This window comes from Devosia soli, assembly GCF_000970455.1.
Lineage (GTDB): Bacteria > Pseudomonadota > Alphaproteobacteria > Rhizobiales > Devosiaceae > Devosia > Devosia soli.
This window is the reverse complement of sequence record NZ_LAJG01000014.1, coordinates 596,056-608,200: the sequence shown is the minus strand read 5'-3', so window position 1 is coordinate 608,200 and position 12,145 is coordinate 596,056. Positions and strand designations below refer to the sequence as shown.

Genomic DNA, 12,145 nt, shown 5'->3' with positions numbered 1-12,145 from the left:
GGCGGAAACCTTGTTTCAAACGGAGGTCCAAGCTTTCTCGGGGATGACACGGTGGAAATCGGGAAGGCCGCATGGGTCCAAAGTGAATGCTCCCGACTGGAGGGGAAGAAACTTGGCAGTAGCTCGTTATTGCTTTGGCAAGATCGATGCCTTCGTGACAGTGGTGCGAGCCGGTGGGGGAGGGCCTCTTCTTGTCGCTCGCTTTTTACCCTCACATTGGCTCTAGCCTCTTGTCATTCCCGTCCCCAGCCGCAATATGAGGCACAAACCGGTTATCTGGAGGAGCTTGCCTTGTCCGCCATTCGCCTGGCTGTCACTGTCGTGTCTGCCGCCGTGACCATGAGCCGCCATCCCGTCGTGCGCGCGGGCATCCATGCGGTGGCCAACAATCCCAAGGCTCGCGAAGCTGCCGTCACCGCCACGCGCAATGTTGCCTATAATGCCGGCGTTATCGCTCGTCACATCGTCGGACGCCGCACTCCCTGATTTTTCCCAGTCCATAGGCCCTCCATGTCGCTCGACCTGAAGTCGCTCGTCCGCACGATTCCGGACTATCCCAAGCCGGGCATCCTCTTCCGGGACATAACCACGCTGATCGAGCACCCTGATGGGTTCAAGGAGAGCGTCGAGCGTCTGGCGGAAGCCCATCGTGGCATGGGCTTTACGCATGTCGCAGGCATCGAGGCGCGAGGGTTCATCTTCGGTGCCGGTGTGGCGATCGCGCTCGGCGTCGGCTTCGTACCCGTGCGCAAGCGCGGCAAGCTGCCGGGCCATACGATCGGGCAGAACTACGCGCTCGAATACGGTGTCGACACTATCGAAATCCATGCCGACGTGTTGAGCAACGTCCATAAGGTTCTGATCGTCGACGATCTGATCGCCACCGGTGGTACGGCCATTGCGGCAGTTAGCCTGATCCGCCGGGCCGGGGCGGTCTGCGACCATGCCGCTTTCGTCATCGACCTGCCCGATCTCGGTGGTGCCGATAAGCTGCGTGCGGAAAAGGTCAATGTGGCGTCACTAATGGCGTTCGAAGGACACTGAAGAAGAGGCCCGCCGTACCGCGCCTCTCCAATGCTTGGCTTGTCCAAGCAATCGATATTTTGAAGCCGTGAACTTTTAGGCCGCGCTCCTAGTGGGAGGCGGAGAACTGCTCAGACGGACGCCAGTTACCAGTTGTTCCGTCCATCCATCTTCTCGATCCTGATCCCGGACCAATCGATGTCGTCGATTGTATTGAGGTTGACGGCATAGATCCGCGTGGTCGGTACGACGCCGGGATCGCCCTTGGGCGAGCCATCGGCATTGTAGGCCGACGACCAATCAGGCGAGCTGCCCCAGGTGTGGATGCCGCAATTGGAGCAAAAGTGGTGCTGATTGAGCCCGCCGCTCGCAGAATACGGCTTGTCGGCTTCGAGCGAGCCGAAATCGAGTTCGCCCTCGCTGAAATAGGCCCAGACAGCCCCGGTGCGCTGGCAAAAGCTGCAATTGCAAGTCTTGGCCTCCGTCGGCAAACGGGGCAGGGTGATGCGCGTGGCACCGCAATGGCAGGTGGCAGTCAGCGTCATGGGTCTCTCCAGCAAGGAATACCCAAAAGTACGATGGGGCGCTGACAGGACGTGTCAGCACCCCGAAATCAGGCGGCTGCCATGGTGGCGATCCGCGGGTCGACGAGGCAAAACTGGTTGCCTTCGGGATCGCGCATGACGGTATAGGTGGGTAGAACGCGGTCGACCGTCGCCCCGGCTTCGACGAGCCGTTCGACCTCTGCGCCGCGATTGTTCACCTCGACGTCGAGATGCACGCGGTTGTTGTCATAACGCCGGCCATCGACATTCTGAAAGCAGAGCGTCGGGCCAGGGCCATCGACCATGACCGTCGTGTCGGTCTCCGGCGTAAGGCCCAGCGCGGCGAGCCGGGCAACTTCTTCGCCGTCATAGGGCCGCACCTCATAGCCGTCGAGAATGGTGGCCCAGAAACGGGCGAGATCGGCAGGCTTGTCGCAATCGAAGACGATTTCGTGGAGCACACCCATTTGCGCTTCTCCTTTATCGTTGTCACATTTCGGTAACCATCAAATGCGGCAAGTTCCGGGCCTCGGTTTTCCGGGGTGACCCGGCGCCACAGCGCCGGGTCGTTCGATCAATGTCGCGTTCCTTTGTGCAGAAGCTTTTCGAGCGAAGGCAGAGCCGGCTTAACCGACGCTTCTGCGGGCTTGGCCGCCTTTGCCGGTAGCTGGCCTTGTTGCGTGCCGTGGCGCGGCACATTGCGGTTGTGATTGATCGGTTGTGGGCGTTGGAACATGTTTTTGGGCATGGGGAATCCTTCCCGCCAAGCCAGGGCTTGCGCAGGTGAATGAAGTTGGCGCGGCAAGACACGCACGAAAAGGCTGCCGCGCGGATGCGGAAAACTGACGACGCCGATGGCGGTGCTGAGAATATGGAGAAGAACTAAGCCGTCCGAAGATCGACCATCGCAACACGCGCCATCATGACATGCCGGTCCCCGATGCGGAGATGCCGAGACAGGCCAGAAGCGTCCGATGCGTGGTTTCAGATCATTTGCGGACAGGGCCTCCAAAGGAGCGTTGCCGCACGAGAATAAAAAACAAGGCGGCCGGGGTCAACCCGGCCGCCTCGATGTTTGGATTGTCTGACCCGATCAGGGCTCGAGCTGACCCTGTTTCGGGTCCTCCTCGGCGCTGATATTGGGCTCGTTGCGGGTCTTCCACAGCGAATAGAAGATACCGCCGGCGAGAATACCGATCGTCATGGTCAGCGAGATCGCGGTCGGCACATGGTAGCCGAGCGGTACGAGACAGATCTTTATGCCGATCAGCACGAGGATGATGGCGAGCGAAATCTGCAAATAACGGAAGCGGTTCATTGCCGCGGCAAGCGCGAAATAAAGGGCGCGCAGGCCGAGGATGGCAAAGATGTTCGAGGTGTAAACGATGAACGTATCCTGCGTGACCGCGAACACGGCCGGCACGGAGTCGACGGCAAAGATGAGGTCGACGATTTCGACCATGATCAGCGCTACGGCGAGCGGGGTCAGCCACGTCACGAGCTTGCCGGTGACCGGATGCGGCTGCTTGACGGTGAAGGCCCGGCCATGCAGTTCGCGCGTGATGCGGAAGCGCTTGTTGAGGAACTGGAAGATCTTATTGTCTTCCATGTTCGGCTCTGCATCCTCGTGGCGGAACATGCGGATCCCGGTGAAGACCAGGAAGGCGCCGAAGAAGAATAGAATCCAGTTGAACTGGTAGACGAGCGCCGCGCCGACGCCGATGAGGATGGCGCGGAAGGCGATGACGCCCAGAATGCCCCAGAACAGCACGCGGTGCTGATAGAGCCGGGGGATGCCAAGGAAGCCAAAGATGGTGGCGATGACGAACATATTGTCCATCGCCAATGACTGCTCGATCAGGTAGCCGGTGAAAAATTCAAGCCCAGCTTGCGAGCCGCGCTGGAACCAGACCCAGGCGCCAAAGGCGACGGCGATGAGAACATAGAAGCCGTAGAGCAGCAGGCTCTCCTTGGCTTCGATCTCGTGTTCATCCTTGTGCAGAATGCCGAGGTCGAAGACAAGAAGACCGATGACGATCGTAATGAACGCCACCCAGAAATATATCGGTGTACCGAGAAAATCGCCCGATAGGGCGGCAATAAGCGAATCCATTCGCCGGACCTTCTCCATGTGACTTGGTGGAGCAGCTCCGACATCGCCATGGGGGACCATGACCAGAGGGGCCCGGCGCTGCCCCTCTAAAATGCGCAAACCGCAGAAAAGTTCAAGCCCCCTCTTTAGGAGCAGAGATGCGGCGAATGAGCCCTAGTTCTGCGGCGTTGCAGGTGGGTTGCCGGCTGGTGGCGCGCTACGGAAGGCTGGCTTTGCGGCCGTCAGGTCGACGGGAATCGTCACGGTCCCCGAAAGTGCGCTGGCCGCATCGCCGGTAACAGCGAGCGTCTGTTGGGCGAGTTCGGCATCCGTGTTGTCGCGAAAGACCATGTCCCTCGCGATGCTGATCCGGGAAAGATTGCGCGTGCCGTTGCTGTAACGGCTGTCGGCCGCATAGACATCCGCAGAGACATCTTCCGGCAGAGCGATCTGGGCGGTGAGGAGCGATGCGTCTCCGGCCACGGCACTCTCGGCGCTTTGGAAAATTTCGAAATGGATATGCGGCCAACGTCCATCATAGCAGCCGGGAAAAATGGTGGTGAAACGCACCTTCCCATCGGCATCGGCAATGCCCACGCCGCGGAGATAATTGGCGTCCGGCGTGTCATAGAGCGAATAATTGCCGGTCGTATCGCAATGCCAGATGTAAATGGCATGGTTGGCAAGTGGGGTGCAGCCATCGGCGTTGACGAGAGTCAGTTCGAGGTCGAGCTGCGCGCCATCCGCGACCGGGGTCAACGTGCCGAACGAAGGGCGTAGATCGGTTCGGATAATGCCTTCTTCGGTCAAAGCGTTGACGACCTGTCCGCTGCGGACGTTGGAGCCATCGGCCGGGTAGGGTCCTGCGGTTTCCCAAGGCAGGGCGATGCATTCGAGCGCCGATGCAGGCAGGCCGGACAGGGCCACTGCACCGACGCCGCCGAACATTGCCAAGAGCTGTCGACGGCTCACGAGCCGCGGCAGGTCGTGGTGAAATCCGAGATCGTGGTCTTCCTGGTCGTGATGCATCTAGTGTGTCCCTTCGCTGCAGTGAAACAGATCGAGGACATGCGCCTCGCCTGAGGCATTCAACTAGCGGCCGGAGCCTGACAGGATGGCTACCGGCAGATGAAATCTTGGAAAGGTCAGCGTGGCGTACACAGCATGACGATGGCGTCGGCGGTTTCGAGCTGAACCGCGACGCCATTGACCGGGTCTTCGACTGTCCGCGCGGCCTGGATTCCCGCATTGGTGCGCAGGTTGCCGTCGTTGATGCCGACGCCATCCTGATAGGGTGTCAACGTACCGGTGCCCGAATTGGGGTCGCCTGCGGTGCGCGAGGCCCAGCCATAGACATTGCCATAGATCGTGAGGATACCGACGCGATTGGTCGAGGCATCCCGGCAGGACCAGTTGCCCTGATAGATCTGCGCCATAGACGGCACGGACAGGGCGGGGAACAGCAAAAGGGCAAGGGCGAATCGGCGCATGCAAGGAGAGTGCCGATGCGTCCCCTCGCTTTCAAGCCTTCCGGCGCACAAGCGGTCCGATGAGCGGCAGATTGGTGAGTGCCAGCAACAGTTTCAGTTTTAGCGGCATGCGAAAGTCGCGCAGCTTCGAAAAGCCCACGATTTCCGCGCGATAGACGAGTTCACCCCGCTGGTTGGTGGCGGTCAGCCGGTTGAACAGCAGGCCCCAGCCGGGCAGAGAATTGGACGGGCGCTTGTCGGTCACGGCAAGTTCATAGGTCACGGTGTCGCCTGGGCGAACGGGAACCTTGAACTCCATGGCGTTGACGCCGGGCGATGGGCCGGAAACGCCGGGCTCCTGACCTGCCGCGCGCAGGCGGCCGGCTTCGGCATCCAGCGCGTCTACCATCTTGCGATGGCCGACACTAACCGTGTGCCAGCCGCTCGCGACCAGCCCGCCGAAGTGGCTGTGCCTGGCCAGGCCGGGATCTGTATGGAAATATTGCGGATCGTAGAGCTGGGCGAAGCGGATGATCTCTTCTTTGCCGAAAGTGTGGGCGCCGAGCGGGAACACTTCATCGATGACGATGTCTTCGAACCAGCGGGTCATGCGGCGACCTCGCGGCATTCGACGAGGTTGGCGAGCCGCATGGTCAGAACCTGCTTATCCTTCTGATTGCGAATATCGAAGTCGAGCGTGACAATCCCCCATCGCGGGTGGCTGCCGGAGCGGCGCAAGGCGGCGATCGTCACGGTGCCGCCAATGGTGTCGCCGGCCATGACCGGGTTCTTCCATTTGAGATTTTCAAAACCCAGCCCGCCGCAGGATGCGATTTTGGAGAGGAAGCTGTCGACCAGCATGCGCAGGCTCAGGGCGCCTGTTTGCCATCCGCTGGATGCCAGGCCGCCCAAGAGGCTTGCTTTCGCCGCGGCTTCGTCGAGGTGAAAGGGCAAGGGATCAAATTCGCGCGCGAAGGCGAAGATCATCTCCCTGGTCACAGTCGCATGCCCGAGCGTGATGATTTCCCCAACGGACAGATCCTCAAAATGCCGCCGGTCTTGCGTGACAGGATTGGTCATCGTATTTCCCTATACGTCAACCTTACTTGTCGCATTTCCTGAAATGCTGGGCAAGCCGAGGGACACCCGCTGTCGCGGCGAACAATGCAATCGCGGCTCGATAAAATGCGCGCGTAATATTGGGGCAAATCCACATTGGAGCGGCGCGATCGTTTGCTATAGAATTCAAACGGACCGAATTGGCCGACCGAAAAGAGCTGCGCGTGCCTGATTTCACCGAAGAGGCCCGGATCGTCCGCGAATTGCTGCGGGCCGGGAACGGTCCCGATCCGTTTTCTTCGGCGGTCCGCACAACGCGCATGCCCATGGTCATTACCGATCCGCGGCAGCCCGACAATCCGATCGTCTTTGTCAACGCGGCTTTCGCTCTGCTGACCGGCTATGGCCGCAGCGAGATCATCGGAAAGAACTGCCGCTTTCTCCAAGGGCCAGACACGGACCTGGCGGATGTCGCCCGCCTGCGCGAGGCCATCAGGGCGCGCGAGGCGATCGAACTTGATCTGCTCAACTACAAGAAGGACGGCACGCGATTCTGGAACCGCCTCCTTGTTTCGCCTGTGTTTGGCGATGATGGTCAGCTCACCTATTTCTTTGCTTCGCAGCTCGATGTGACGCTCGAGCGCGAGCGTCTCGTGCAGTTGCAGCGCGATCGCGATGCGCTCGAGATTGAGGTAGATCGCCGCAGTGCCGAATTGCAGGCGAGTGAGCAGCGATTGCGCATTGCGCTGAGCGCCGGCAAGCTTGGTATCTGGACAATAAACCTCCAAACCATGGAGTTGACGGCGTCCGATATCTGCAAGCAGATCTGTGGCCGTACGCCCGAGGAGCCATTGTCGCTCGAGGAATTGCGCGCCTCCATCCATCCCGACGACCGGGTCGTCCACTTCGAGGCCATCGATAGTGCCATTGCGGACGGAAGTCTGCTCGATGCCGAATATCGCCTGTTCTGGCCCTCGGGCGAGATGCGCTGGGTCCAGATCCGGGGGCAGGCGAGCTATGCCGAAGACGGAACGCCGATGTTCCTCACTGGCACGACGCAGGACATCACTGAGCGGCGCGAAGCGCAGGCGCAGCGGGCACTGCTCGCGCGCGAGCTGAGCCACCGGGTCAAGAATACGCTGGCTTCGCTTCAGGCAATCGCCACCCAAACCCTGCGGCGCGCGACGTCGCTTCAGGACGCCAATATGGTTCTCTCGGCGCGCATTCAAGCTATGGCGGCAGCAACGGACCTGTTGATCAGCGAAGATTTTGGGGATCCAACCCTTCGCGCTCTTATCGAACGGACCCTCGCGCCGTTCGGGATCGACGATCGGCAACGATTTGATCTCAATGGGCCCGATCTGAGCCTGCCGCATCGGTCGGTTTCCGCTTTCGCCCTGGCGCTCCACGAACTGGCGACCAATGCCACAAAATATGGCGCGCTCTCGAAAGACGGTGGCCGCGTTCACGTCGACTGGTCCAAAGACGACATGGGCCTGATGCGCCTTGTGTGGCGCGAAATCGGGGGGCCGGCAGTCGAAGCGCCAACCAAGACCAGTTTTGGTACCCAGCTGATCCAGCGGTTGCTTTCGGCCGAAACCGGCGGCAGTGCCGAGATCATCTTCGATCCTGGTGGCATCGTGTTCATCGCGACGACGCGGCTCGATGACAACGAGGACTAGCAGACCAGCGCCTAGGGCGTAGACGGGATTTCTGTCGCAAAGAGGCGATGGCGCGAACCCGCCAGATGCTCCCGCATCAGCCGCATTGCGAGATCGGCATTGTGATCGCGCACAGCCTCGAAGATTGCCGTGTGTTCGACAAGCACATGCATGAGCCCGCCCTGGGTGCTCTTGAGCGACAGCCCATGGAGCCGCATGCCGACAGCGATATGCTCTTCAAGTGCCTGCATCGCGGTGACGAAATAGGGGTTTCCGGAGGCCTGGGCGATGCTGAGGTGAAACATGAAGTCAGCATCGGCGCGGTGGGCCTGCCGGTTGGTCGCATCGCGCAGGAGATTGAGAGCAGAGCGGATCTTTTCCAGCGCTTCGGGAGTCGCGCGCGTTGCCGCCATGGCTGCGGCCTGCGGCTCGATGGTCAGGCGGAAATCATAGCAGTGCTGGAGGTCGGAGAGGCTCTCCATCTGCCCGAAGCCGAGCGGCTCGCGAATGCCCTGTTCGCGCACGAAACTGCCGGCGCCACGGCGCGAATAGATGAGGCCCTGATCCTTGAGCCGCTGCAGCGCATCGCGCACGACGGGCCGCGACACTTGGAATTCGGCGGCCAGGGCATGTTCGGTCGGTAGGCGCTCGTCGACGCCATAGGCGCCGGATTTTATGGCGCGCTGGATGCGTTCAAATACCGTATCGGCAAGGTTGCGGCGCCCGGTCAGACTATCAGACATGGTTCTGCACTGAGCTCCCGGCGCTGAGATATGGGGCGGTCAATCGGACGAGCGAATCCGGATCGCCAAAACCGCCCGATTTAGTGATCACAGTCAAGCCTCCGGCCCTGGCAATGGGCAGGCCCGGTAAAGCTTCCCCCAGGACTTCGAGAACACCGATGCCCAACTGCTCAAGAATGACCTGAGCCGTTGCGCCGCCGGAAAGGATCAGCATTGAACCGTCGGCAGGGGACAGGCGGGCGAGCGTTTCGCCAAGCGCCGTCGCCACGGACTTGCCGTCTACCGGCGCCTGGCCGGGCGTTGCCTGGACGATCGTAATGGCCGTCGCGCCTGGCGCCTCTTTGCCATGCCCGTTCGGCGCTGCGAGATAGCGGATGTCCGCATGCTGCGCTCGAAGCAGGTCGAGTTGTGCGAGTGTTATCGGATCGGTCGAGCCGATAACGCAAAATACTTGTCCCTTTGGTAGCGAAATATCCGGCTGCTGGCCTTTTGGTGCCATCGCCTTGGCCATGGCTTCAGCGAGACCGCGCGCGCCAATAGGGAGGTCGAATTGCTGCTCGATGGCGCGTTCGATGTCGTCCTGGCCCAAGATATCGGGCAGCAAGGCCTTGGCGGCATGACGGCCGAGACGTGTTGCTACGTCGATCGGCTCGGCGACCCCAAACCCACCGATCTTGCCGCCCTTCATCCAGCGCCCAAAGGCGGGAATGGCTGGCACGACCAGACTGCGTCGATGGGGAATTGCGTCAAGCTCGGCGGCAATATTGCCCTTGAAGCGGGAGTCGACTTTTTTGAAGAGCGGCGTACCAGGCGGCAAGGCACCGACAACACCACGGACCGTATCGCGGGCGGCCTCCGGCGCCATTTCGCGGCTATCAGTCGAGATGCCGACGATATGTGCGCCCGACGCGATCGCCTCGGACAGGGCAGCGACGCCCAGTGCTACCGAAGTCGACATTCCCCGCATTGCGAAGGGTGCTGCGGCATCGAGCGCGCCGGTTAAGTCGTCGGCAATGATTACCCGCTCAACCATGGGTCAGGCTGGCACGCCTTTCGGCCTGCACATCCGGATCAGGATCGAGATTGGCGGCCAGCAGACGCTGCGTATAGGGATGCTGCGGCGCCTCGAAAATCTGGGCTGTCGGACCGCGCTCGACGATCTCGCCCGATTTCATCACGATGACCGTATCGGCAAAATCACGCACGACGCCGAGATCATGCGCAATAAACAAGAACGAAATCCCCAGCCGCTGCCGCAAATCGTCGAGCAGCGCGATCACTTGGGCCTGGATCGACACGTCGAGCGCCGATACCGCCTCGTCGCAGATGATCAGTTCCGGCTCAAGCGCCAGGGCGCGGGCAATGGCGATGCGCTGGCGTTGACCGCCCGAGAACTGATGGGGATAGCGATCTACATGTTCGGCGGATAGCCCAACCTGTTCCAAAAGCTCTATGACCTTGGCCCGGCGCTTGCTCTTGTCCGGCATCAGCTTGTGAATATCCCAGCCTTCGGCGATCAGCTGATAGACGGACATGCGCGGATTGAGCGATTGCGTCGGGTCCTGAAACACCATCTGGATTTGCCGACGCACGCCCAGAAGTTCGCTGCGGCCCATAGTGATGAGATCACGGCCCTTCCAGAGCGCTTCGCCGCTATCGGCCTCTTCAAGCCGAAGAAGCGTGCGCGCCAGGGTCGATTTGCCTGAACCGCTTTCCCCGACGACCGCGAGGCTCTGGCCGCGCGCCAGCGTTAGCGACACATCCTTAAGCGCAGCGAAACTGCCATAGGTCTTGTTGAGCTTTTTCGCATCGAGCAACAGCGGCGCCGCCGGATCGAGCAGCTTAATTTCGCCCTTGCCCGGCGCCGCATCGATCAGCTTGCGCGTATAGGCATGCTTGGGATTGTGATAGACCTCGCGGGTTAGGCCTGCCTCGACGATTTCGCCCTTGTTCATGACGACGACGCGATCGGCGATTTCGGCGACGACACCGAGATCATGGGTGATCAAAACCAGCGCCATGCCGGTTTCGGCCTGCAATTCCTTGAGCAGCGCCAGCACTTCGGCCTGGATAGTCACATCGAGCGCCGTGGTCGGCTCGTCAGCGATCAGGATATCGGGCTTGAGCATCAGCGCCATGGCGATCATCAACCGCTGGCGCTGGCCGCCGGAAAACTGGTGCGGATACTTGCCCATCGCCTTTTCAGGCTCAGGGATGCCCACACGCTTGATCAGCTCCAGGGCGCGGGCGCGCGCCATGTCGGCAGGTCGGCCATGGGCTGTCATCATTTCCACGATCTGCCATCCAACGGTATAGACGGGGTTGAGATGGCCCAACGGGTCCTGGAAGATCATGGCGATCTTCTTGCCATTAAGCGCCCGGTGCGTCTCGTAGTCGACCTTCAATAGGTCCTTGCCCTCATAGATGATTTCGCCCGAGACGATCTCGGCGGGCGGAATATCGAGAAGGTTCATCACCGCATTGGCCGAAACCGACTTGCCGGATCCACTTTCCCCGAGGATCGCGAGCGTTTCGCCGCGGCTGATCGACCAGGAGACGTTTTTGACTGCATGGACGGTGCCGCGGGCGGTGTGAAAATCGACTGAGAGATTTTTTACACTCAGCAGGGGCTCAGACATTCTTGGTCTTCCTTGTTTCAAGGCGCCAGCGCTGCGCGGGGTCGAGCGCGACACGCATCCAGTTGGACAAGAGGTTGAGCGAGAGGGCGGTGATGACGATCATCAGGCCCGGCCAGAAGGCCAGCCACCAAGCGGTGTTGAGATAGGGCCGGCCCTGCGCCACCATGAGGCCCCAGGTGATATCGGGCGGCTGCACGCCGATGCCGAGGAAGGAAAGCGAGGATTCGGCCAGCATGACGAAGGCGAAGTCGAGCGTTGCAATGGTGACGAGCGTCGGTGCGACGACGGGCAGGATGTGACGCAGAATGATGCGGGCATGGCTCGCGCCCATGACCGTTGCCGCCTGCACGAACATGCGCTCGCGCACTTCCAAAACTTCAGCGCGCGTTGTGCGCAGGTAAATCGGGATGCGGGTGATGGCGAGGACGAGGATCATGTTGGGGATCGAGGGCCCCAGCACATAGAGCACCACGACGGCGATCAGGAGCGAAGGGAAGCTCATGATGACGTCGGCAAGCCGCATGATCACCTGCGAGGTGGTCTTGCCCATATAGCCGGCAACAAGCCCGAGCCCCGCGCCCACGACCATCGCAGAAAGCACCGTGCCGGCGGCAATCAGTATGGTCGAATGCGCGGCAACGATCATGCGCGCCAGCATGGGGCGCCCGAGCGAATCCCCGCCGAGGAAGAATTCCCAGCCGCGCTCGAAGCTGAAGGGCGGGAAATTGCGGCCGCGCAGGTTTTGCTTGGTCGCCAGATCTCCCAGCAAGGAAGGCCCGAAGAGTGCAAACAGCACGATCAGCAGCAGAACGACGGCTGCGACAAACGCCAGCTTGTCGCGCCAGAGCATCGAGAACAGATTGGGTCCGCGCGCGGTTTCGGGAGCGGGCTTGGCGATCGAAAGGTCAGCCATG

Annotated in this window: 14 protein-coding genes; 3 read left to right on the top strand and 11 right to left on the bottom strand. The window is 61.0% G+C overall.

Annotation, left to right across the window (positions count from 1 at the left end; all coding sequences use genetic code 11):
* Positions 1-291 precede the first annotated feature (291 nt).
* Together VW35_RS07060 and VW35_RS07055 are read left to right on the top strand one after the other, a co-directional pair.
* The gene (locus VW35_RS07060; protein WP_046142244.1) at positions 292-486 is read left to right on the top strand and encodes a hypothetical protein; all 195 of its coding nucleotides are present in this window, start codon (positions 292-294) and stop codon (positions 484-486) included.
* Positions 487-510: 24 nt separating this feature from the next.
* The gene (locus tag VW35_RS07055) at positions 511-1,044 is read left to right on the top strand and encodes an adenine phosphoribosyltransferase (RefSeq protein ID WP_046142243.1); all 534 of its coding nucleotides are present in this window, start codon (positions 511-513) and stop codon (positions 1,042-1,044) included.
* 125 nt (positions 1,045-1,169) lie between these two features.
* On the opposite strand, the gene VW35_RS07050 is transcribed toward VW35_RS07055, so the two are convergent.
* The 7 genes from VW35_RS07050 to VW35_RS07020 all read right to left on the bottom strand — a co-directional run bounded on the left by VW35_RS07050 (position 1,170) and on the right by VW35_RS07020 (position 6,209).
* Complete coding sequence (locus tag VW35_RS07050; RefSeq protein ID WP_046142242.1) at positions 1,170-1,568, bottom strand: GFA family protein; 399 nt, start codon at positions 1,566-1,568, stop codon at positions 1,170-1,172.
* Positions 1,569-1,636: 68 nt separating this feature from the next.
* Positions 1,637-2,035, bottom strand: coding sequence for a VOC family protein (locus VW35_RS07045; protein WP_046142241.1), 399 nt, complete (start codon positions 2,033-2,035; stop codon positions 1,637-1,639).
* Positions 2,036-2,661: 626 nt separating this feature from the next.
* Positions 2,662-3,681 (bottom strand): TerC family protein, encoded by a 1,020-nt coding sequence (locus VW35_RS07040; RefSeq protein ID WP_046142240.1) that lies wholly within the window; start codon positions 3,679-3,681, stop codon positions 2,662-2,664.
* A 153-nt stretch (positions 3,682-3,834) separates the two neighbouring features.
* On the bottom strand, positions 3,835-4,689 hold the full coding sequence (locus tag VW35_RS07035) for a dioxygenase family protein (RefSeq protein WP_046142239.1): 855 nt from the start codon (positions 4,687-4,689) through the stop codon (positions 3,835-3,837).
* 116 nt (positions 4,690-4,805) lie between these two features.
* On the bottom strand, positions 4,806-5,150 hold the full coding sequence (locus tag VW35_RS07030) for a hypothetical protein (RefSeq protein WP_152662510.1): 345 nt from the start codon (positions 5,148-5,150) through the stop codon (positions 4,806-4,808).
* 31 nt (positions 5,151-5,181) lie between these two features.
* The gene (locus VW35_RS07025; protein ID WP_052951556.1) at positions 5,182-5,739 is read right to left on the bottom strand and encodes a MaoC/PaaZ C-terminal domain-containing protein; all 558 of its coding nucleotides are present in this window, start codon (positions 5,737-5,739) and stop codon (positions 5,182-5,184) included.
* On the bottom strand, positions 5,736-6,209 hold the full coding sequence (locus tag VW35_RS07020; protein ID WP_046142237.1) for a MaoC family dehydratase: 474 nt from the start codon (positions 6,207-6,209) through the stop codon (positions 5,736-5,738). Before VW35_RS07020 ends, VW35_RS07025 begins: the two co-directional genes overlap by 4 nt.
* A gap of 203 nt (positions 6,210-6,412) precedes the next feature.
* Here VW35_RS07020 and VW35_RS07015 point away from each other — a divergent pair, with 203 nt between their 5' ends.
* Positions 6,413-7,870: a PAS domain-containing protein gene (locus VW35_RS07015; protein ID WP_046142578.1), complete on the top strand. Its 1,458-nt coding sequence runs from the start codon at positions 6,413-6,415 to the stop codon at positions 7,868-7,870.
* 11 nt (positions 7,871-7,881) lie between these two features.
* On the opposite strand, the gene VW35_RS07010 is transcribed toward VW35_RS07015, so the two are convergent.
* The 4 genes from VW35_RS07010 to VW35_RS06995 are packed head-to-tail and all read right to left on the bottom strand — an operon-like array spanning position 7,882 to position 12,144.
* Positions 7,882-8,592 carry a FadR/GntR family transcriptional regulator gene (locus VW35_RS07010; protein ID WP_046142236.1) on the bottom strand — a complete coding sequence of 237 codons (711 nt, stop codon included), beginning with the start codon at positions 8,590-8,592 and terminating at the stop codon, positions 7,882-7,884.
* Positions 8,585-9,625 carry a four-carbon acid sugar kinase family protein gene (locus VW35_RS07005; protein WP_046142235.1) on the bottom strand — a complete coding sequence of 347 codons (1,041 nt, stop codon included), beginning with the start codon at positions 9,623-9,625 and terminating at the stop codon, positions 8,585-8,587. Before VW35_RS07005 ends, VW35_RS07010 begins: the two co-directional genes overlap by 8 nt.
* Positions 9,618-11,231, bottom strand: a complete 1,614-nt coding sequence (locus tag VW35_RS07000) for an ABC transporter ATP-binding protein (RefSeq protein ID WP_046142234.1) — start codon at positions 11,229-11,231, stop codon at positions 9,618-9,620. Before VW35_RS07000 ends, VW35_RS07005 begins: the two co-directional genes overlap by 8 nt.
* A complete protein-coding gene (locus VW35_RS06995; RefSeq protein WP_046142233.1) occupies positions 11,224-12,144 on the bottom strand; it encodes an ABC transporter permease in 921 nt (306 codons plus the stop codon). Before VW35_RS06995 ends, VW35_RS07000 begins: the two co-directional genes overlap by 8 nt.
* Position 12,145 lies beyond the last annotated feature (1 nt).